Source organism: Paenibacillus sp. FSL H3-0457, assembly GCF_037981725.1.
Taxonomy (GTDB): domain Bacteria; phylum Bacillota; class Bacilli; order Paenibacillales; family Paenibacillaceae; genus Paenibacillus; species Paenibacillus amylolyticus.
In genome coordinates, this window is sequence record NZ_CP150283.1 from 4884742 (window position 1) to 4909472 (window position 24731).

The 24731-nt window shown below is 47.3% G+C and carries 6 protein-coding genes; all 6 read right to left on the bottom strand.

Going from position 1 to position 24731, the window contains the following annotated elements:
* Positions 1-24: 24 nt before the first annotated feature.
* The 6 genes from MHH25_RS21705 to MHH25_RS21730 are packed head-to-tail and all read right to left on the bottom strand — an operon-like array spanning position 25 to position 24687.
* Complete coding sequence (locus MHH25_RS21705; protein ID WP_340018010.1) at positions 25-1344, bottom strand: aminotransferase class III-fold pyridoxal phosphate-dependent enzyme; 1320 nt, start codon at positions 1342-1344, stop codon at positions 25-27.
* Positions 1341-2321: an ACP S-malonyltransferase gene (locus MHH25_RS21710; RefSeq protein WP_340018011.1), complete on the bottom strand. Its 981-nt coding sequence runs from the start codon at positions 2319-2321 to the stop codon at positions 1341-1343. Before MHH25_RS21710 ends, MHH25_RS21705 begins: the two co-directional genes overlap by 4 nt.
* Entirely contained in the window at positions 2318-3469 is a 1152-nt protein-coding gene (locus MHH25_RS21715; RefSeq protein ID WP_036615204.1) for an acyl-CoA dehydrogenase family protein, read from the bottom strand. The genes MHH25_RS21710 and MHH25_RS21715 overlap by 4 nt, the downstream gene beginning before the upstream one ends.
* The gene (locus MHH25_RS21720) at positions 3466-3723 is read right to left on the bottom strand and encodes an acyl carrier protein (RefSeq protein ID WP_340018012.1); all 258 of its coding nucleotides are present in this window, start codon (positions 3721-3723) and stop codon (positions 3466-3468) included. The genes MHH25_RS21715 and MHH25_RS21720 overlap by 4 nt, the downstream gene beginning before the upstream one ends.
* A complete protein-coding gene (locus tag MHH25_RS21725) occupies positions 3720-7919 on the bottom strand; it encodes a beta-ketoacyl synthase N-terminal-like domain-containing protein (RefSeq protein WP_340018013.1) in 4200 nt (1399 codons plus the stop codon). The genes MHH25_RS21720 and MHH25_RS21725 overlap by 4 nt, the downstream gene beginning before the upstream one ends.
* Complete coding sequence (locus tag MHH25_RS21730) at positions 7909-24687, bottom strand: amino acid adenylation domain-containing protein (protein WP_340020532.1); 16779 nt, start codon at positions 24685-24687, stop codon at positions 7909-7911. The genes MHH25_RS21725 and MHH25_RS21730 overlap by 11 nt, the downstream gene beginning before the upstream one ends.
* Positions 24688-24731: the final 44 nt, after the last annotated feature.

Genomic DNA, 24731 nt, shown 5'->3' on the forward strand with positions numbered 1-24731 from the left:
AATCACCTCCTTATTGAGCTACCATTAGATCAGCTCGTCGTAGATCTCTTTCATTTCTGCAAGTGCTGCAGGGACACGCGCACCGAACCAGGCAACATCTTGCATATCAAGCAGGATATTCGGATACATCCGCGAGAGCGTAGATACCAGAACACCGTGTTCAGCAAGCTTGCTATTTAACAAAATATCAAAAGACATCAATTCAAACGTATAATCAGCCGTATCCGTAAGCGGCTCCGTGCAGCAGTGATAAGAAGCACAGCCAGACGGCCCCTGAACAATTAAAGGCAGACCCACCTTCACTGCTTCCTGGCAGAGTATGTCATGCATCATCTCAGCGTGGCGGTTCATGCTGTGCATCGCTTGTCCTCCATTGCGTCCCAACATTTCCAGCGTAGCTTTTACAGCAGCTGTACCTAATGGATAGCCATTAAACGTACCCGCATGAATTACTTTTTTGTCTACAAGCAACTTCATGATATCCGCTCGGCCAACCAGGGCTGACACTGGAACTCCGCCACCCGCGATTGCCTTCCCAAGTGTAGTCAGATCAGGCGTTACACCGAATAACTGTTGGGCACCACCGAGACCCATACGGAATCCTGTTATAATCTCATCAAAAATGAGCACGACCTGGTACTGATCACATAACTGTCTGACTTTTTGCAGATAACCCGGAGCAGGCATGACTCCGCCTCCATTTACACAAACCGGCTCCATGATTACTGCTGCAATGTCGTCTCCATGCTGGCGAAATAGTTCCTCCAGACGGGCTGCGTCATTCCATGGCAAGAGGTAGGATTGAGATTCCATGGCATCCCTTGCCCTCCCCTTTGTTCCTTTCATGTCACCAGGATAGTCTGAAGGTACAGGCAGACCTGTACGTGCAGTCTTGCCACCCATAATATTGTCCGCATTGCCATGATAATGGCCTTCAAAACGTACAAAGCGATTTTTACCTGTCCACGCCCGGGCAAGACGAAGTGCATTCTGGACAATCTCCGTGCCTGATAACCCAAAACGAATCATCTCTGCTGAGGGTACATATTGATGGATTAGTTCCAGGGCCTCTGCGTCCAGATCGCAATGACTTACGGAAAGAACACGGTCAATGGTATCCTTCAGACACTCGTTATACTCCTCGTTGCCGTGGCCAACGATGAGGGCACCAAAGCGGGCATATAGATCCAAATACTCGTTGCCGTTCATGTCCGTCACTCTGCTTCGGGAAGCATGCTTGAAATGGAGCGGCGTCTCTTCCCAAGGAAGGTGAAAATTATAGTGCACACCGCCAGGCAGCCATTGTTTCACCCGCTGATTGTACTGCATCATCTCCGTGATCATCCCTTATCGCCTCCCCCACTTGTCTGGTTTACTGCTTCATATCGCTCCAGTAATCTGGACCGATCTTGCGGATCATCCAGCGAATAGGCTGCAGGCAAGGTCTTATTCTCAGCCAGCATATTTCTTACGCTCTGGCCTGGACCGATATCGATCCATACCGTCGCTCCCAGATTTTGAACGCGTGCCAATGCCTGATTCCAGCGAATGGGTTGCAAAAGCTGGCTGCTCAGCAGCTTAGGAATGTCCTCGGCTCCGCGAATGAACTTCCCATGTACTGTAGAGCAGATGGGAAACACCGGTGCAGAGAAGGAAATCCCTGCAAGCATCTCTTCAAGCTCAGGCTGAATGAACTGCATCAACTCGCTATGATAAGGTGCATCTGCCTTCATTGGCATCATGCGAAAAGGAATGAATTCCCCACCGTAGCCATCCACCTGATCATCCAGCAGTTGAAGACCCTTCGCAGTACCTGCGACGACAAACTGTCCCGGTGAATTATAACCGGAGATCGTCACATACTCGTTCTGACGAATATTCTCGACTAATTCTTCAAGCGCTTCTTGGTTTACATCAACAACAATACCCGCTCTTCCTTTTTGCTCCTGAATGGAGCGATGCATCAACGCACCACGCTGAGCTGTAAAACGGATCCCATCAGCAAATCGCAGTGCTCCCGCCGCTACTAAAGCCGAAATCTCCCCCAAACTGTGACCTACTGCATAATCTGGAGTCATTCCTGTTCGGCGAACAAATGAGTCAAATAAAACGTAGCTTGCCGTCAGTACAGCAGGCTGAGCATATTCAGAGACCGTCAATTGATCCAGGGTCCCTTCCATAACCAGTGCCTTCAAATCAAATCCGATCACCTCGCTCGCTTCTGCAAAGATCTGATTCGCCTCCGGCTCACTGCCCAACAACTCGCTGCACATTCCGATATACTGGCTTCCCTGGCCGGGAAATAGCGCACAGAACGTCATACGCTACCGCCACGCTTGTAATAGGCTTTTAATCCGTAATGCGAGATCATCTCCTGCTGCATCTGAGAAGAACCTTCAATAATCTCCAGAATTTTGGCTTCCTTATACAGCCTGGCAACAGGATATTGGTTACTAATTCCGTTCGCACCATGAACCTGTAGCGCATCACTTGCAACTTCAACAGCAACTTTGGACGTAAAATATTTGGCGATCGTTGTTTCCATGGCGGCCTGCGGGTCCTTGGCTTCTCTCAGCTCGGCTGCCCGTAAACATAATGCTCGTGCTGCATGGACTTTTGTCACCGCATCTCCAATCATGCCGCGAATCAGCTGAAAATGACTCAGCTTCTGATCAAATTGCTTCCGCTTCCTTGAGTAAGTCACCATGGCATCCAGCGCTTCCTGCGCAATCGCCAGCCCTGCCCAGGCAATGCTATATCTGCCCTGGTCCAGCGCCCCGGTTACTATGTACTCAAAACCTTCATTCAGACGTCCAATAATGTGATTCTTTGGTACACGCACCTCATGGAGATCAATCTCAGCTATACCTGTCTCTCCCGCAACCATGACACCTTCGATAGGTTGGGTCTGTACACCCTCAAACTGGCGTTCGACCCAAAAAGCAGTGCTTCGTCCCTGATTCGAGGCAATAATGATAAATACATCTGCCAGATGTCCAAACGTGATCCACTTCTTTTTTCCATTTAAAACATAACAGTCCGATTCTTCTCTCCACTCGGTCTTTACACTTTTGGCATCCGAACCAACTTCCGGTTCAGTCAGACCAAAGGCAGCAATCCATTCTCCCTTCACCAACTTGGGCAGCCAGGACGATTTTTGCTCAGGCGTTCCGAAACGTACCAAAGTTTCACTTACAAGTGAAGTATGTACCGTTAACAAGCTGCGAACGGCTGGAAGAGCCTTGCCAAATACTTCAGTCAACAGCCCGTACGCCTTAGGGCCGAGACCCATGCCGCCATATTCAGCCGGGATCGAGGCAGCCAAGTAACCTTTTTCAGCCATGGCACGGATCAATGTTCTGGGAATGGCTTGCTGCTCTTGAATCTGTTGAGCATAAGGGCGAATTTCACGGGCAGCAAACAATTCAGCTTCATGAATGATCTCTTGCTCTACATCCGCTTCAATCATTCGGCAACCCCCTCTTGAAGAAGAGATTCATTGAGATAAGTGGCGAATTCGGCAATTGTTTTGTATTCAAACAACGCAACTGGACTGATGTCAACTTGAAGATGCTTACGCGCACGATTAATGATCTTGAGCGCCTGCACAGATGAGACACCAATTTTCAAAAAATTCATCTCTTCATCGATGTCCTCTGGCTCCTGATTCAACGCTGCAGCAATCTCGCTTTTGATAAAAAGCTCAATTTCTTCTTTTGTCATATCATGACCTCCGTTCCCTGATTCACATCTATCCAATGTACATACGGCTCGAATGGGTGTGCTGGCAGATGTACGATCTGGCCAGAGCCATTTGGATGTAACTGTTCCCAATCCAGCGCAGCACCACGTACATAAAGCTGTCCCAGCAATAAAGCAAGCTGATCCTCCAGGGTAAGTGTCGGCTCGGCAGACAGGCGGATGAAGCTCTCCTTGCCACTGTATTCAAGCTGCTGCACTGTCTGATCTGCAGCAATCATAATTACAATGTCGGCGTTTGCCATCTTGCCAGGTGTGTCTTGCAGACTGTCTAACGTCACTCTGTTGTTCACTGGAATGGATTGGCTTGTATGAGCGCTGTGATGTTCCTCTTCATCCAGATGTAAACTGGATACAAGCTCCTCTCCTGCAGCTATTCCTCGAATCTCTTGAATGGAAGGGACCAGACGTACAAGTGTCTCAAGCAAAGTCACCCAGTAGTTCAAGGTTGATACGGTATCTTCATTAGAATCGTCTGGCCTGATTACCTTACGAGCTTGAGCCTCATCTTCTCCGCGAATCTCATGCCCCCCAACCACAATATTGACACGAGCAGCTCGGTTTCTAGGCTTGAAGCCAAATTCCATCTCTTCGATGTTCCACTCTCCGGTTGAGCTGACAGCTACTGCTGCACGATACCGATAATGTTTTCTATATCTGTTCCGGGTAAAACAAAGATCCTCTAGTGCCAAGTCCGCATGTTTCTTCACATATTGCTCCGTGTTATCAATCAGCTTTTTTAAAGCCTGCTCTGATTTCGCAGAGAACGTTAACAACTGGCCGCGTGCCGGGGCATCTGCACGGACAGGGGCTTTCCATTCTTCCAGCACAATGTGGGCATTCGTACCTCCCAGGCCAAATGAACTGATGCCTGCCTTCCGTGTTTTTCCTTCAGGTACATCCCACGTTTTATGCTCGCTAACGATATGGAACGGCGATTGCTCCAGTCGGAGGGCCGGATTCGGATTATCCATATGCAGACTTGGTGCCAGTTCCCCATGCTGCATACTGAGCAGAACCTTGGCAAGACTGGCTCCACTGGAGGCTGCAAATAAATGACCAATATTGGTTTTGACTGAACCTAATCCAATCGAATTATCGCTTGTATATCCCTTTTCCCGGAACAGTCGGAGCAAGGCATTCACCTCAATTGGATCTCCAATCCTTGTCCCCGATCCATGTGCTTCAATATAAGAAATCTCGCTGGGGTTTAGGTTGGCGTCGCGATAAGCGGCACGGAGTACCTCATATTGCCCCTGAGGGTTGGGTGCCATAATGCCCAGGGAATATCCGTCGTTATTCACCGCTGTCCCGCGAATCACACCATAAACATGTTTATTGTTGCGAATTGCCTCTGTTAGCGGCTCCAGATATACAACAACAGCACCTTCTCCCAAGACTGAACCATCTGCTTCCCGGTCAAATACCTTCGTATGTTGAGTGGAAGAACAGATTCCAGCATTGCGTGATAGTTGATGAACATGCGGTGTAGCCAAAATGTTCGCTCCACCTACAACTGCCCCAGAGATACGCTTGTCCTGAATGGCCGCCACAGCTTGTGTCAGTGCTACCAGAAAAGAAGAACATGCTGTATCTATGGACAGTGCCGGCCCTGTAAAATTGTACATGTGTGAAATGGAGGCCGCTGCAATATTGGACATATTGCCTACCATAGCGTGAGAATGAACAGCCTTTCCAAGACTCCGGTTCATATAATCAATAACCAGATCGAAGTATGTGCTTGGGTTAATCCCTACATACACACCCACATCACGCTTATCCTCATGATCCACGAGCATACCTGCATCCTCCAGCGCCTCATGAGCAACTTCCAGCAGCTTCCGATGTTGCGGATCCATAAATGCAGCTTGTTCAGACGGGATCTCAAAGAACTCATGATCAAACGTATCCGGTTGCTTCAGTTCCCCAATCCAGTCATCCCAACCGGGTTGCTTGGAACGTGTTGCACGCTCTAAACTAACCCGGTCAACACTATCTAACCCGTTAACCAGATTGCTCCAGAACTGCTCTTGGGTGTCGGCATCAGGCAGACGCAGAGACAGTCCGGTAATAGCAATAGCACGATGTACATTCAGGTGATTATCTGTTGTTTCAGCTTGTTCAAAGTCCCTCTTTTCTGCTGGAAGTTCCTGCAGATATTCCACCATCTCACGTACTGTACTGCAAAAAACAAGTAGTTCTTGTCCTAATTCACGTCCCATATGTGCAGACAGCTTGTCAAGTAATTGATAAGAGAGAATGGAATTGCCTCCAAGTGCGAGAAAAGAAGTATCCATCTCAATCTTTCTTGCGGGCAATTGAAGAATTTCGGCCCAGGCTTTACGTACGGTATATTCCAAAGACGATGCGGAAACCGTCTCGTGTCCTTGCTGTTCTGTATTTTGGCGAATCAGCTCTTCAATGGCCTCGATGTCCTTGGTAAATACTCCACGCTCATATTCGTTTCTCAGCATGAAGCGCTGGACCTTGCCACTCGTCGTTTTGGGAATAACCTTGATTGGGAGAACATGGGTGATCTCAATACCCAATCCAGCCCTCATACGTTGGATCAGATCCTGTCGTACCTCCAGAAACTGTGGAGCGCCCGATTTGTATTTAACAAATACAAGCAGCTCCTCTACTTGTTTGAGGCTGTTAAAGTGCCCGACTACCGTCAGATTGCCTCTCGGAATGCTGCTATTCTGGTACAAAATCTCTTCAAGATCATGCGCATAATGGTTCTGTCCCCGAATAAACACAATGTCCTTGATTCGTCCGCTTACAACAAGGGAGCCATCAGCCATATAACCCAAGTCTCCAGTGCGAAGCCACCCATCCACATACATTTCACGATTGATCTCGGGAAGACTGTAATATCCGGAGGTTACCGATTCCCCACGGATCTGGATTTCGCCAACAACCCGCTCATCCAGCACTTCCCCCTGTTCATCCGCAATCCGGATCTGAATCCCTGTCATGGGATATCCTTCATGGACAAATTCGATCACATCCGAAGTATGGCTATCACTGCTAGGCAGCTGGACTGGCACAGCCAGTCCTTCCTGCACCAGTCGCGAACGCGAAATACGTTCAATTCGCGGCTCTTCCCCCAGTCTGGAGGTACATACACCTACTGTCGCTTCTGCCATGCCATACGCAGGAAACATCATATTGGAACGATAGCCACAAGAGCTGAATTTTTTGACAAATCGCTCGATAACAGACGTTGATATAGGCTCTGCACCATTCAAGGTCATACGCAGTGAAGACAGATCAAGCGTTGAGAGCTTGGAATCCGGGATCTTCTGAACCATCCATTCGAAACCGAAATTGGTACAGCAAAACCATTTTCCCTGATGCTCCGTAATCTTGCGCAAGAACAGATAAGGCGACCGTACGAAGGTATAAGGTGACATCACCATGATGTTGGCTCCACTCAGGACGGGTGTCAGATGCTGTCCAAATATCCCCATATCATGCGTATGCGGCAACCAGGTAAACACATTATCTCCTTCTTCAGCTCCAAGAAAAGTCTTGCATGCAATACTGTTGGCGATAATATTGTGATTTGTTAACTGCACACCTTTGGGAATTCCCGTGCTTCCTGATGAGAATTGCAGGAACACAATGTCATCAGGAGAGGTTGGGCATAGATCAGCCATCTGCTGGCCTGCTTGAAGCTGGTTCACGCTAATCAACATAAGACCTTTGAATACCGGACTTTCCGCAAGCTGTTTATACTTGGGCATGTAGGCTTCCTCGACGATAACGACTGGACGCCCGAGTACCTCCCACACTTTCGTGAATTTCTCCAGACCGGCTGAGCCTGGTTCCCAGGCAGCCGGAGGACTAACCGGGGCGACAATAATGCCCCCCAGCATACAAGCCCAAAAGGTACGGTAAAATTCCTGTGACTGGTCAATTTCCAAAATAACAACCTGTCCTTGTTGAATGCCTTGCTCCTGAAGAGACTGCAGGTACTTGCGCGCCTGCATCAGTAATTCAGGATATGATTCAAACTGTTCGTCACCTGAAGAGCTGATATAGGTCATTCCCTTTTCTGGATGAGTATCTGCAATGTAGATTAGCATCTCAGCCACTGTTGAATAATGTTCTGGCACAATCAGCTCGGGTCCTCGCTGTATGGATTTACTGGACATGTTGCACCTCCATTGCCTCATTGTGAACTACCACTCTCACATCGCTACCAAACTTGTCATCAATCAGCTGTTTCATACGTTTGATGTCCAGACCAGCCTGACAGGCCAGATGTACGTACAGACACTCTTCGTCGTAGCGAATAACCCATTCGAATTGGGCGAGTCCCGAATTCGAATCTTGGTCATCCGACGACTGAGACGACATTGGGATCGCTTCGCTACTGGAGATGAAGCCTTGATAATTAAACAGAATCATCTGACGCGTCTCCTGTTCTGCTTGCCTGTAGGCAGTTCCCAATTGTTCCTGTATGCCATCATATTGTGCCGAGAGGGAAGATTCATGTGTAAGTGCCATAAAGTTAATGCTGTGTTGCTTCGTAAATTCCAGACGTTCCAACAGATCTTCCTGTGTGAATTCACTGTCTACCAGCACTGGAATCAGATCTAGGAATTCTCCCACATAATCATAGTAGGATTCTTCGCCATACTCCCTTCCGTAATGCACCAGGGCTATTGGCAATTGGCTTATGTTCAGATAAGCCGCAATGATGTTGGAAAAAGTTTTAAAGCATGTCCACCACACATCTGCGGGCTCCTTCCCTGAAAGGGACAACTCGACAGTCATCGCTGAAGGCGACAATGTTTCTGTTTCCTTCAACTTGTTCATGACGATGGCGTTACATCTATTCCATGCCTGAAGCGAAAATTGTTTCTCCATTTCATCTTCGGATACCCCTATGGGGCCTTGAGACAGAAAATTTACATAATCCTCATAATTTCGTACTTGGTACAGAAGATCACTCTCGATCTCTATACCTTGCGGTCTATATAATGCCTTCGACTCAAGTTGCTGCTTGATGATTTCAGCACTCATACCATCAAACGCAAGATGATCAAAACTCCAAATCAACTTATGCTCTGTGGCTCCTGTACGCAAAATACACAGACGCCAAGGTAGTTCTTTCAACGTATACGTTTTGTGTAACAGAGACTGAACCAGTTTGTACTCCAACTGCTCAATCGTAGCCGAAGCATAATGACGAATATCAAAATATGGGATAAGCTGTTGCAGCATGTCCGACGCTAACGATATATCACATGGATGCCAATAATATTGTTCTTCCTCATATATCATGCTGTGCAGCAACTGATGCCGGGATATAACCCCAAGAATCAGGTGTTTTACAGCTTGTTCATTCAATTCGCCTTCCAGCGTTGTTGTAAATCCGCTTGCTCGTGAAGTTGTAGAGGCATGTGCTTGTTGAATTGGAGATAGTGGGAATCGACCCATAGGGGTCATGCCCGCCATAAAAGATGAAACCTGATTGCAGCTGTTTAAAACGTGCAGGACCAGGCTGTCCAGTTGTTTCTCATGAAGTGTTATGTCCTGTGGTATGACTATCGGGGACTGAATATGCAGGCTATCTTCGGACCAAACTGACGCCGGAGGATTAATGTCTACCAATTTGGCAAGTCCTCTAACTGTCGGATATTGGAATAATTCGTTCACATTGATGGCAATTCCTTCTTTTGCCAAAATTTGAGTGAATGCAATCGCTTTGAGCGAATGCCCCCCATTTTGAAAGAAGTGATCTTCCACACCAATGCCTGGATTACCCAGAATCTGTCGCATGGCGGCAAGAATGACACGCTCTGTTTTTGTTCGAGGTGAACTCACCTCCAGAGACCTCTGCTGCTCCTCAACCAAATGCTCGGACAATGCCCTTCGGTCCACTTTGCCATTGGCATTAATCGGAAGATGATCCATTCGAATAATGCGTGCAGGCACCATGTACTCTGGCAGCTGCTGGTGAAGTTCTCTTCGAATATACTCAGCATCTGTCCCAGTATCGGTTGTATAAAAAGCGGCAATGTATAGGCTTCCTAATGGTTCTGTAGCTGTCATGACAAAGGCATCACGTACTCCCGAAAGACGCTCCATGCAATTGCCTATCTCCGACAACTCAATGCGAAAACCTCTAATCTTGACCTGGAAATCCGAACGTTCAATAAAAATCAGACTGCTGTCAGCCAGACGTTTGACGATGTCACCTGTCCGATACATTCGTTCTCCCTTGCGGAAGGGATCATCAAGAAAGTGTTTTCGGGTAAGATCCTCACGGTTAAGATATCCAATACCTACCGCATCCCCACTGATATACAGTTCACCTGGAACGTTGGGTGGCACAGGCTTCAGCTCATCATCCAGAACATACAAAGCTGTATTAGACAGGGGGTAACCTATAGGCAATGAGCCAGTATAAGGCTCTGTTTGCTGTAATAAGTGGTAGGAGGCAAAAAAGGTTGCTTCCGTTGGCCCATATCCATTTAACAGCCTGCCCGGCCCCACGCATGCAAGCGCTTTGTTGGCATGACTCACCGATGCAGCTTCACCACCAAACATCACTCTACGCACATTCTTTAAGCAATCAGCATCCCAATCCACCAGCATATTAAACAAGGATGTCGGAATATAAAATACTGAAATCCGTTGCTGTCGGATGACATCCGCCAAACGAGCCATATCCAAAATGGTCTCTTTTGAGATTAATACAAGAGTAGCGCCATTTATTAATGAAGCAAAAATATCGAAAATGGAACCGTCAAACGCATAGTTAGAAATTTGCAGGATACGATCCTCTGGCACGACGGTGACAAAATTGCTATTTTTCATGACTTTGCTCACATTGCGATGACTCATCACAGTCCCTTTCGGGGTTCCTGTGGACCCTGATGTATAAATGATATAAGCCGGATCAAGAGCAGTCTTGTTCATATGTTCAACGGGCTCCTGCATGTCTCCTGAATCAAATGCTGCCAGTTCATCTGCTGGCACGATACAAGGAACTACAGATTGCCATGTGGAGGCATAAGCCGTTTCAGTCAATAACACAGCCGCATCGCAATCTTGCAAAATAAATTCAATTCTCGATGGCGGCGAAGCCGGGTCGATCGGGACATAACTGCAACCCACTTGGAGTGTAGCAAGAATACTGATCATCTGGATCGGTCCACGGTCCAGAATGAGAGCAATACTGGAGCCTGATTTTACCCCTTGTCCAAGCAACCTGAATGCCAGCCACTGAACACGTTCATACAGATCCGCATAGCTCCATTCACCGTCTTCCCAGACCAATGCTGTCTTCTGTGCATGCACATGAACTTGTTCCTCGAATAATTGAGAAATGGTCGCATCTCTCGGATACTGAGCGGCATTATCGTTGACTCCGTACAACAGCCATTCCTCTTCCTCCGGTGTAGTGAGCTTAATCTGACCAATTCGTTCATTATCCCCTGTTGTGATCTGAGACAGGATATACCGGAATTTATCCAGCATCAGTTCCATGGACTCTGCTTTAAACAAATCTGAGCGATAGTCAAGTTCAACCATGTAATATTGTTTATGCTCGACCAGTGTCCAAGTCAGATCAAATTTGGCATCCACCTTACCTTCCACCCATGGTTCAAGCATCAGTTCCCCGGCTTCAGGATCATCGGTTCCCATATTAATGTAATTTAGCACCACATCAAATAGGGGGTTGCGGCTTAAATCACCGAATAGACCAAGTTGTTCCACCAGTGCTTCATAAGGATAATGCTGATGCTCATAACAGGATAACAGCTTGCCTCGCATCTCATTCAAATACGTCTCTGTGGACCATTCTCTGTCCATGCTGGTGCGAATGGCAAGCATGTTCACGAACATACCCATAACGTTATCGAGCTCTGGCTTATCACGCCCCGCAACCGCTGTACCAACGACCAAGTCGTCTTGACCTGTATACTTCCAGATTAATAAATTCAAAGTTGCCATAAACAACATATAAGGTGTAAGCCCTTGTTGAGTACAGAAGTCATTGACCTGTGTGCTTAACGACTCACCGAGTTCAATGGAACGTCTGTCTCCGCTGTAGGATGACGCGCCATGTCTTGGGAAGTCTGTAAGCAATTCAACCGGTGCAGGCATGTCCTCGAATTCCCGTATCCAAAACTCGGCGTCTTCAACAGATTGTCCATGTGACGCAGCTTCATCACGCCATTCCGCATAATCCTTATACTGAATGTCAAGAGATTGCAATGTTTCTCCTCTGTACATGCGTGCAAAATCCTGCATCAGGATAGCAATGGAACTCTGATCCGAAATAATATGATGCATGTCGATGAATAAGATGTGTTCCTCTTGAGAAAGGCGAATCAACTTAACACGAACCAATGGTGCGCTGGTCAGATCAAAAGGCTTGATCCATTCCATGACCTGCTCTAACCCTGCTGTTTCTAATTCCAGCAACTCCACAACGCTTGGAACCTGATCCTCGACAACCTGGAAAAGCTCACCGTCAATCATTTCAAATCTGGTACGGAATGCTTCATGTCTCTCTACCAGTGCATCCATTATTAATCTGAATTGCGTAGGGTCAAGTTTTCCCCTTACCCTATAGGAGCTGGCGAGATTGTACGCCGTACTCTCACCTTTCATCCACTCATGCACCACATACATTCTTCGCTGTGCAGAAGTGGTCTTATATTTCTCTTTCTTAGTAACAGGCAAGATTGGGTTCACTGAATCAGAGTCACTTGTAACCTGATGTTCAGCAATCCATTGAACCATGTGTTCAAATACAGAATGATCAAAAACCTCTTCCAGCCCCAAATTCAGTCCAAACATTTCTTTAATCCTCGACGCCAAGGAAATCGCTTTTAAAGAATGACCTCCAAGCTCAAAGAAATCATCTTCAAGGCCGACTGCTCCATTACCAAGCAACTCCTGCCACAATTGCGATAATACATGCCTTATCTCATCATCAGTCCGTTGAACCCTGACTTTCCCGGATGGAGATTGGTCTAATGCTGCGATAGAACCCGCTGCAACCTGCGACATACCTGCAAGCTGATACAACGCAACATCATGTTGATGAACAATGGGGTCAAAGGAATACGTCGGCAGCGAGATTTTTTGCCTACGCCCCGTTCCGTTTAACTGTTCCCAATCCAACTCCATGCCAGAGCACCAGCAAAAAGCAAGTACTTTCATTAAATACACGTCTGCCTCAAGCAAGCTCTGACGATCTCCAGTAAGAGCAATGATGTTTGGCTCTGAAAATGAATCCGGAGCTATTTGTTCTGTATCCTGCAGCTGATTCGAAACGATCCACAGCGTATGCCCAGCAGATTCAGAAAGCGTCTTGCGATTTAGCAGCGTAAACAGGAAATTTGGAGATAACAGTGGTGCAATACTCGACGCAAGGTCTGTTACAGTTGCATCTGTCATCCTTCCTGTCAAAGCATCTGACAATGCTCCTTCTTCTAGTGACCAATGCTCCAGATTGTATAGAAGCCCCACGGCATGTACTGGATCAAGTGCATCACTAATAACCAACCCCACGAGTTCGCCAACGCCTTGTCCACAGACAGCATCTGGCTTGACACCAAGCTGCATCACGGTTTTATAAAGAGCATATTGCACAACAAAGCACTGCATGCGCTCAAGCCTTGAATCGATTAACGATCGCCCTATGCCTTGGCGGATGGCATACTGTTCCTTGGACTCAAAGAGGTTCAGTATCTCTTCAAAGTGCTGTTTGAATATCTCTGAGACCTGGCTGCGATACACAGAAGCATATAGTTCCCGAATCTTGCGCGCTTCCCAACTTGCATTTCCGCTGAGATAAAACATGACCTTAGGCTTCCCATTCATCACACTTGCCTGTGTCTCAAACTCTACAGACTGCTCGCTTGGCGGAATATAACCGTCTACAACGATTAGTGCTTTACGATGAACGAATCTGCTTCTTCCCTTCTGTAGCGTCCACGCAGCATTGGACAACTGCTCTGGCAATGCATGGATCGCCTGTAGAACCGAATCGTACGTGCGTTCCAGCGCAGATTCACTTTTGGCCGAGAAGGGCAGTAGCAGCAAGGATTCATAATTGGCTTGGCTCTCTTGGACGGGCGGTTGCTCCAGAATGACGTGAGCATTGGTCCCCCCGATCCCAAACGAACTGACACCCGCTCGCAGGATACGCTTCGCGTCTGCTAATGGCTGTGGCTCCCTGTTGATATAGAAGGGACTATGCTCCAGCTCCAACATCGGATTCGTCCGATTCATGTGAATCTGTGGCGGAACCACCCGGTGATAAAGCGTCAGTACGGTTTTAATAAAACCGGCGACACCTGCTGCCGCATCAAGATGCCCAATATTGGCTTTCACAGAACCTAGAGCACAATAATTTCTACGATCTGTTCCCCATGACTGCCTGAGCGCTTCAATTTCAATCGGGTCCCCCAGTTTGGTTCCTGTTCCATGCGCCTCCAGATAGGAGATCTCTTTTGGAGACACTCCCGAACGATGCAGGGCTGATTGAATAACCTTGACCTGCCCGGCCACACTCGGTGCCGTATATCCAATTTTGTCCATGCCATCATTATTAATCGCTGAACCTTTAATGACTGCATAGATATGATCTCCATCTCTCTGCGCGTCGCGGAGTGACTTGAGCACAACCATTCCGCATCCATTACCAGACACAGTACCAGATGCCTGCTCATCGAACGGTCTGCAATGACCATCCTTTGAATAAATCATGCCTTCATGCCAGTGATAACCTTCTTTGAGCGGATAGGAGATAGAGACACCTCCCGCAAGTGCCACATCACACTCTCCCCGAATCAGCGATTCAGCAGCTTGGTGGATAGCGACCAAAGAAGTCGAACATGCGGTCTGTACAGCCATACTTGGCCCTCTCAGATTTAATTTGTGAGATACCCGGGTTGTAATATAGTCCTTTTCATTTAAAGTCATGGCTTCAAAAGCCTGTAACAAATTACCGGAGCGACCGAGAAATTGCACCATCCATGGTAAGCTCAGTCCACTTCCGGCAAACAATCCTATAGATCCCTCATAACTGTAAGGATCACACCCGGCATGCTCAAGCGCCTCCCATGAGCACTGATGCAGCAGCCGGATTTGCGGATCCATCATGTTGGATTCCTGATGCGGATATTCGAAAAATCCGGAGTCAAAATACTCAGTATCTTGCAGTACACCTTTGGCCCGTACATAATCAGGATGTTTGAAGTCTTCCGGTCGTACACCCGCAGCGGTTAGATCCTCCTCATTCAGACGGGTGATACCGTCCTTACCTGCCATTAGGTTATCCCAGAACTCCTCGATATTCCTTGAACCGGGAAAATGCCCTGCCATACCAATGACTGCGATATCCGAGGAAGAAGAAATTCTGCTACTGTGTTCTGAAGCAAACTGGATACTCTGTTCCGGTCTGCCCTGCTCCACTTTGCTGTGTTCAACTGTGCTCCTCACATACTCTTTTGGAGCTGTTGTCGGCTCCGGGTTCGTAACAGGATATCCAGTCGAAGCGATATGTCCGCTCTCCTCTTGTACCTGTTGTGTAACTGTCGGCAGCATCTGCTCAGCCACCAGATGATTGACCAGTGATGCAATGGAGGAATGCTCAAACAATTGCACCAGCGGAACGCTTTTATCCAGATAGGTATTCAGGCGATTATTGATCAGAATAAGCCCCAGCGAGTTGCCTCCGATGTCAAAAAAGTGATCATGGATATTAACCGTATCCAGATTCAATATTTCCTTCCACGTTGCAATGAGCATCTGCTCCAGGTCAACTTTTGCCCGCTCCATTCCTTGAATCGATGAGCCATAAACCAGAGCCGGGTTATCCCTCTCTGCCGTTTCAAAATCAGCCAGACGAAGGGCATTGCGATTCAGTTTGCCATTAGGCAGCACAGGCAGATTTTCCAGACGAATCAAGCGAGAAGGCATCATGTACTGTGGAAGCCGCTGCTTTAACCAGGTCCGAAGCTGTACGTCTTCATCCCCCATAACGGAAGGCCCACTCCCAGGCTTCAGACTGTAGAAAAGGATTAATTGCAATGAATGTGACTCGGCCCCTTCTACCTTAACGACAGCTTCTCTTACACGTTCATAATTCATCGCTGCCTGCTCAATCTCATTCAGTTCAATCCGGTAGCCACGAATCTTCACCTGCTGATCTAACCGTCCCATTAACTCAACATCCCCATCCGGCAGTATACGGGCCAGATCGCCAGTTCGGTACAAACGCCCTCCCAAAACATTGGGGTTTGCAATGAATCGGGCATCGGTCTCAGCAGCATTGTGCAGATAACCACGGGATAATCCTTTTCCTGCAATGCACAGCTCTCCATAACTTCCAGGTGGCAGTATTTCACCTTCATCATTCAGAATATAAATCTCTGTATTGGTAATGGGCTTGCCAATGGTAATCGCGGCTGTGTCATTCAATTCTTTGGTCGTTGACCAGATCGTAGTTTCCGTTGGTCCATACATGTTAAAGACTCGAGCGGGCGTAAGCCGCTTCAGATCGGTGAGGAGTCCCACAGGGACATTTTCCCCTCCGGTAAGAACACACCGCAGATTGCCCAGCGCATGAGCGAATTCTGGATTTTCGACAAATGCCTTAATGCGTGAGACCGTGCTAAGAATGTGCGTAATACCATGTTCACGTATTCGACGTGAAGCAAGAGCCGGGTCAAGCTGCTCCTGCTCATTAGCCAGATACAGCGAATACCCGGTGCATAATGGTGTCCACACTTCAAATCCGAAAATATCAAAAGATATGGTCGTTACACTGATGATGCGATCTGTCTCATGTGCAAAAATATGTCGGTGCCTGATGTCCTCAACAAAATTGACCATCGCTTCATGAGTAATCATGACCCCTTTGGGACGACCGGTCGATCCCGAGGTAAAAATCACACAGGACAGATCCGAAGACAGGAGGCTTACGTCCGGGTTAACGGATGAGCGCACATCCTGGGCAGTTGGATCATACACAAATCGCTCTCCGCTAAAAGTCACTGTGCCTTCTTCATCAGGCGTACACAGCAATACGTTCATTCGGCTGTCTTCAATCATATTCACGATGCGCTGCGGCGGAAAAGCAGGGTCCAGAGGCACATAAGCCGCCCCAGCTTTCAGCACCGCCAATAGCATAATGATCAACGATTCATCTCGTCTGGATAATATGCCTATAGGTTCATCCCGGCGCACACCTTGATCAATCAGCTTCCAAGCCAGCGTATTAGCTTTTTCATTAAGCTCCCTGTAGGTAAAAGAAGCTCCGGATGATACAAGGAGAGCTTTCTTGTCTGGTGTGTGTTCTGCCTGCTGCTCGAACAGCCGATGCAGACCCACCGCAGGATTGTAATCCAGACGTGGGCCAGCAAGACGATGGACTGGGTGCTCATGAGAACGTTCGTTTCTCTCAAACAGTTCGTTCAGAGACAGATTAGGCTGTTGTACAACCTCTTGGCAGAGTCCGATAAACTCCTGCATCATACCTTCAATTGTGTCCCGGCGGAACAGATCCAGCGAGTATTCAATATATCCTTCAATCACCTGCTTCTCCCTGTTTTCTTGACAGGTCATTAACAGATCATAAGTAGACGTACCCGTCTCCACCGGAAAAGAACTGAATTGCAAACCATGAAGTTCAAGTCCATGCAAGTCCATGTTCTGATAATCAAAACAAACATCAAATACCGGATTTCGGTTCAACTCACGTGTCACGCCCAGTTGTGCCACAAGCTCATTAAACGGATACTCCTGATACGCAAAAGCATCCAGTGTATGTTGTTTAAGTTCGCGTAAAAAATCAGTGTACGTACGATCAAACGTTGGAAAATTCCGCATCGCAATCATATTGACAAACATGCCTACCGTCTCTTTCCACTCCTCTTGCATCCTTCCTGCAACAGGCGTTCCTACCACAATGTCCTGCTGATCTGAGCGGTGTGCAAGAAGAAGATTCCACACACTTAGCATTACCATATACATGGATGCTTCCGATGAGGAAGCCAGCTCATGCAAGTGTTGTGTCAACGAACGATTCAACGTGAAATGAAGACGTCCCCCTTGCATGGATCGCTGTGATGGACGCTCCTGGTCAAGTGGAAGCTCCAACACAGGTAAAGAAGGGCCAAGATGGTCCAGCCAGTACGTTTGATGTGAAATGTATTCCTGTGAAGCGAGACGTTGCTGCTGCCATACCGCGTAATCTTTGTACTGCAATCGGACTGCATGCTCTTTGCCAAAATATAAATCATTGAAGTCACGAGTAATGATTTCGACAGATGTACCATCCGCGATAATATGGTGAATATCAAAGAATAACAGATGCTTGCGCTCGCCTATTTTAATCAGTTCAACCCGCATAAGCGGAGCACTCCCCAGATCAAAAGGACGAATCAATGTCTCGATTATCGCAGGCAACTCTTGGTCATCTGCCACATGCTGCTCTGCATAGCCCATACTTAAGCGAACCGAGGGTTGGATGATCTGAACGATCTGACTACCCCGTATCTCAAACGATGTTCTGAGCGCCTCATGATGCTGCATCATCTTCTGCAAAGCAGCCTCAACTTTTATACGGTCCAATTCACCTTCAATAATGGTTGCAGACGGTAAGTTGTATGCCGTATTGCCTGGATCAAGCATCGCTTGTGTGAACATACGCATCTGTGCAGAAGAGATTGGATACGCATCCATAGTGGGTGCAGATTGAATGGTCTGTTGGTCCACTTTTGGTTTCGCCATGACATAGAGATGCTCCGCCAGTTGAATAGGCGTTGAATGATTGAAAACATCTGCTACCTCAGGCTGAATTCCTAAATGAGATCGGATCCATGCAGACAAGCTGACTGCTTTGAGAGAATCTCCTCCAACCGCAAAGAAATTAACCTCTTCATCTAGATCATCGATGCCAAAAATCGTTCGATATGCGTCCAGGACAATCTGTTTCAGTTGGTCTGAACCACCAGTATAAACTGTCCCTTTTATTAGAGTAGAGCCACTTCCCTTTCCCTGATCTGCATGCTGCCTATCATCCCCGGTATCCATTCCTGCCGCCGCTGATGAGCCAGAAAGAGAAACACTGACAGGATAGGATTGTTTGTTGAAAACATAAGTAGGCAGAGAGCATTTGCGTCGTACCGTCTGCCCTTTGAGCACCTTCCAGTCCGGTTCAATGCCTTCGCACCATAACTCCGCAAGTCTGCGGTTCACATAGATACTGTCCTGCTCCGTCTCCCTTACGTGACGTAGCATATTCAGTACCGTCTGGGAATCTCTTGATAGACTGTGCTGTCTAGCAAAGGAGCTTAGCGTTCGTCCTGCACCTACTTCAATTAATACAGCCCGCTCATCCTTCAACACTTCAGCCAGGTTTGATTCAAACAACACCGGCTGTAAAATATGACGGGACCAATAGTCAGGTTGTGTGATTTCATCTCCAAGCGCCCATGTTCCACTGGTGTTGGACAGTAAAGGGATCTGTGGCGTATGAAGTGAATGCTCTGCTAAATAACGTCTAAATTCCTCAGCGGCCTGATTCATCATTGGCGTATGGAATGCATGGGAAGTCTTCACACGAATGCACTTCCAGCCCAGTCCTTCAGCCTTGGCTTCCATCCGCGAAATGGCTTCAGCTGTCCCACCAATCACACTGGAACCGGTAGTATTCACCAGGGCAAGCCACATGTCTTCCTCCAGTTGTGACTTCACCTGCTGTGCATCCGCCATAATGGCAAGCATAACCCCGGGTTGTTGTTGTTGCATCAGACGTCCGCGAAGTCGAACTAACTTGACAGCATCTCCGAGTTCGAACACACCCGCTACCGCTGCAGCAGCCAATTCACCAATGCTGTGTCCGATCATGCCATCTGGCTTGATGCCCAGATCCAGCAGCGACTTGGCCAGCGCATAACTTGTCATGAACAGTGCGAATTGGCTGTACTCCGTCTGGTTTATTCGCTCAGGCTGCTGATCCCCGTATACAACGGAAAGCATATCTTCTCGTTCTTCCGCGGGCAAAAGGTCCAATATTTCCTGAATATAACTTCTGAAGATTGGAGCCAGGCCTGCTTGCTCTGTAGATCTGTATAGTTCTGCACCCATTCCCTGATACTGACTGCCCTGTCCGGGGAACATAAAGTATACGGGACGAGTGCCTTGAGCCGAATGGTATACCCGTGCTTTCCCCAGTTGCTGCATCAGCTTGTCCGGATTATCCTTCCATGTCTTATCCAGAATGAGTGCCTTACGATACGCAAAAACAGATCTACCTGACTGCAAGGTCCACGCTGCGTTCGATACAGATTGATTCGACTGCTGAGTCAGATGTTCCATAATCCGTTCAGCGGTGCGGTTCAGCGAGTACTCTGTTTTGGCGGAAAAAAGCAATATATTTACGTCATCATCCGGACTGCACTTCTCCATCTCGGGAGCCTCCTCCAATACCATGTGAGCGTTCGTGCCCCCCACACCAAATGAATTGATCCCTGCGCGCATGACTCCAACATGGCCCTGTTTCCAATCCACCCCTTGTGCATTAACTTTAAAAGGCGTATTTAAGAAATCAATTTTGGGATTAGGCTGCTCATAATTCGCTGTTCCAGGGATATAACCTTGTCCAAGACTGAGCGCTACCTTGATTAAACCAACCACACCTGCGGCTGTATCCATATGTCCCACATTGCCTTTGACCGAACCCAGATAACAAAATTGCTTTTGGTCGGAAGCAAAGGCCCGAGTTAACGAGTTTACTTCAATTGGATCACCAAGCAACGTTCCCGTACCATGTGCTTCGATATAACTCACAGTTTCGGGGTCTACTCCAGCTACCTTATAAGCATCCTGAATGACTTCAGCCTGTCCGCTTACGCTAGGAGCAAGAAAACTGAGTTTCTCTTGTCCGTCATTGTTAATTGCTGAGCCTTTGATGACCCCGTAGATATGATCTCCATCCCGCAGAGCATCGGTTACCCGCTTCAACACCACAATTCCCATACCATTGGAGAAGACAGTTCCACTGGCTGCCGCATCAAATGGACGACAGTGTCCATCTGTGGAAAACATCATGCCATCCTCAAATATGTAACCCCCTTCATTGGGCAACTCCACGGTAATTCCACCAGCCACGGCCACATCACATTCTCCAACGATCAAAGATTGACATGCCAGATGAGGTGTAACCAATGAAGTAGAACATCCCGTCAGAGCGGTATAGGCCGGCCCTTTTAAGTTCAGCTTATAAGCCATTCGGGTAGCGAGAAAATGATTGGTGCTGAGGGTGAATGCTTCGTATTTACTGCTATAGTTAGCATCGTTAAAAAGCACTTGACGGTACCATTCGAAGTCATCGGACCCGCCAAGGAACACACCCACCTTACCCGCTTCATCCGGTCTGCAGCCTGCATCCTCCAGCGCTTCCCATATTCCCTGATACAAAAGTCTGAATTGGGGAGACATCATTTTGGCTTCACCGGGAGTATAGTCAAAGAACCCTGCATCAAACTCATCGATGCCGTTGGCACGTCCTTTTGCCTTGACATAACGAGGTGAATGCAGCAATGCTTCCTCCACGCCAAGCTCCCTCAATTCATCATCACTATAAAAGTGAATGCTTTCCCGCTGTTCAACAAGGTTACTCCAGAACTCCCTTATATCCTCAGCGCCCGGCACATTCACCGCCATGCCCACAATTGCAATGTCCTCACGCATAATACCGTCTTTTCTTTGAAACAATTGTTCCCTTTCAGTCGGTATCCGAACTCCCTCATCTTTCGGACCCAGTGCGGCAAATTGACGCAATGTCGGGCATTCGAAAAAACGAGGAACAGGGAACTCCACATCGGTATAATGTTTTAGTTTATTGTGAGCCTGAATGACAGAAAATGAATTTCCGCCCAATTCAAAGAAATGGTCATCGCGCCCTACTCTCTCAACTCCGAGCACTTCGGCCCACACTTCGGCTATAACCTTCTCAAGCTCAGAAGACGGGGCGGTATAGAACGTGCTGGAAGAGTGAGCATGCGTGATATCTGCCATGAGTGCCTTCCGGTCAATCTTCCCACTGCTATTCAATGGAAATTCGGATTTATGTACAAAAACGGATGGTATCATATATGCCGGTAACAAACGAGACAGGTGCTCTCTCAATTCGACAGAAGGCAACTCCTGCTCTGACAGATAGTAGGCATACAGCAAACCGGACCTACCTTCAAATGATTTCATGACTACCACGGTCTGGATGACACCCGGATAGGATGACAGGGTATTCTCAATTTCGCCTGTCTCCAGTCTGGCCCCCTGAATTTTAACCTGAAAATCAATGCGTCCCAGATATTCGATCGTACCACTTGGGAGTGAACGTACCAGATCCCCTGTACGGTACATGTACCTGAAATGCTCTGCGTCCTGTCCTTCTTGAAAGAAAGGATTAGGGACAAACTTCTCTCGGGTCATCTGTTCCAGATTCAGATATCCACGTGCAAGCCCAACACCGCTAAGACAAAGCTCCCCTGGAATACCTAACGGCTGAAGCTCATCTTGATTTCCGACGACATACCATCTGGACTCATTGAGCGGGTAGCCAATCGGTACATTGCCCAAGCCTTCGTAATGGCTTAATGGATAATGAGAAACCCATATGGTGCATTCGGTTGGACCATAAACATTTTCAAGACTTGCTCTAATGCCTAACCTGTTAAATTTCTCAATGATGTCTGGCGTGACTGCCTCTCCGCCAACAAACATCCATTTCAGCGTTTCCAATGCTGACAGATCGGAGCGAAGCTCCATCGTTTCCAGAAAAAGACGGAACAACGTTGGAACAAAGTTGATGTGTGTAACCTTATGTGATGCCACCGTAGACACAATACGAGCAGGGTCTTTTTCTGCTCCAGGCTCAAGAATACTTAGTGCGCCTTCACCCATGAACCAGCCGAAAAGTTCCGTGGCGGACACATCAAAGGTATATGCCGTTTTCAGCAAGTAAACATCCTGCGCCTGCATTGGAAAACGACGCTCCAGATCAAGCAGTGTATTGACTACGCTATGATTTTCAACCATGACTCCTTTTGGCTTGCCTGTTGATCCGGACGTGTACATGATATAGGCAAGGCTATGCGGATTCAGCGCCCCTTCGAGATTTGAGACATCCCCCGTATAGGCCTGATCGCCCTCAACGTAGATGTACTGGACATCCAGAGTCTCGTCATCTTTTTCGGGCTGCATAGCCAGCACTATGGATATGTCTGCATCCGATATAATATAGGCCTTTCTGGACAAAGGATAGGAAGGGTCTACAGGTACAAAAGCACATCCGGCTTTTAATACAGCCAATAGGGCAATGACCATATCCGAGGAACGTGGCATCTGCACGCCAACTGCCGCGTTATCACTTTTTTTACTCGCAACGATCTGCCTAGCCAATTGGTTCGCTTTTGCGTTGACCTGCGCATAGGTCTGATGCTGCTTCCCTTCCATAAGAGCTACCCGCTCCGGGAAACGTGCTACTTTATCGTGAAATATATCCATAATATGTTGTGGAGTGTAGGGAAAATAAGAAGTTTGATTGAATCGGTACAGTAGGTTTTCTTTCTCATCCTGCATCAGGAGGCTGAACTCCCTGATTTTTTGATCAGAATTGGTTACTAGTTGATTCAGCAAGTATAGAAATCGTTGGCCCATTCGCTCCATTGAATCTTCACGGAACAAGCTCGGTTTATATTGCAGCTTCAACTGAGCACCTTGCGGTAAACGACTCAACACCACCATTAGATCTCCTGGAAACGTAACCTTATCCTGATCCAGAATACGAGTTCCGAGCATATCTTCCTCATAGGAATCATAAACAAAGGAGATATCAAACAACGATGGTGATCCGGATTGAGCCTGTAACATGCTGTCTCTGACAATGAGGTTATTGGGATATCCGATGTTCCTGTACGTATCCATCCAGGTTGTGGCTACTTGTTGCAGCAGAGGTTTTAGAGTTGATTCGAGGTCAATATGGAATCGCATAGGCAACATATGGACAAAACATCCAATCGTTTCTTCCAAGTCCATACCGGGACGATGAGAATATGGGGAGGCAAAGGTGATATCGTCTGTACCGACATATTTACTCATAAGAATGCCAAAGGCACCCATAAAGAACATAAAAACGGTTACTTCATTATCTTTGGACATCTGTGTAATATCAGCCATTAACGATTCCGAAATATCAAATCGCAGTTCATGACCAATTCCTTCTTGTACAGAACCTGCTGGAAAGTCATGTTTTAGAGAAAGGGGTTCCGCTCCCTTCATTTTGTTTAACCAATATTCCCGTTCTTTGGAGTACTTGTTTTCGTGCAGTTTCTTGTTCTCTGCCTCAACATAAGAGATGAATCCTTCATCCAGCTTGACATCCACAGGCTGATCTTCAAGAAGACACGTATATGACTGGATAAGTTTGTTTTTCATCAGTTCAAGCGACAAGCCATCACATATTAAATGATGAATACATAAGGTCAGAATGTATCGGCTTTTATCCATCTGAACAATCATTATACGGAACAGAGGACCTTTCTCCAGCTCAAAAGGTGTCCCGATGCATTCATCCACCAATGCTTCTAACTGTTGTTCCTTTGGATTCTCCTGATTCTCGCTACTTAGGTCCCACAAGGTAAGTGAATAATCCATATCTTCATGAACGGATAACACGGGTACATCATTTTGAATCTCAATCCGAGTACGCAGCACCACTTGCTCATACATAAGCAATTCGATGGCCCGGCGAAATATCTCCATTTGAAGATGATCAAATTGCATTGAAGCTGAGATGTTATACGAAGTGGGATCATTCACCTGACAATCAAAATAGATTCCCTTTTGTGTTTCGGAAAGTTCAACGGTTTTTTGTACCATCACGACCACACCTCATCGTTTAATTGAGATTCAAGCTGTGTAAG

Excerpts from the sequence above, each read along its gene's own strand:
- MHH25_RS21720 (WP_340018012.1), bottom strand. The coding sequence starts at position 3,723 with ATGACAAAAGAAGAAATTGAGCTTTTTATCAAAAGCGAGATTGCTGCA.
- MHH25_RS21705 (WP_340018010.1), bottom strand. The coding sequence starts at position 1,344 with ATGATCACGGAGATGATGCAGTACAATCAGCGGGTGAAACAATGGCTG.
- MHH25_RS21725 (WP_340018013.1), bottom strand. The coding sequence starts at position 7,919 with ATGTCCAGTAAATCCATACAGCGAGGACCCGAGCTGATTGTGCCAGAA.
- MHH25_RS21710 (WP_340018011.1), bottom strand. The coding sequence starts at position 2,321 with ATGACGTTCTGTGCGCTATTTCCCGGCCAGGGAAGCCAGTATATCGGA.
- MHH25_RS21730 (WP_340020532.1), bottom strand. The coding sequence starts at position 24,687 with ATGGTACAAAAAACCGTTGAACTTTCCGAAACACAAAAGGGAATCTAT.
- MHH25_RS21715 (WP_036615204.1), bottom strand. The coding sequence starts at position 3,469 with ATGATTGAAGCGGATGTAGAGCAAGAGATCATTCATGAAGCTGAATTG.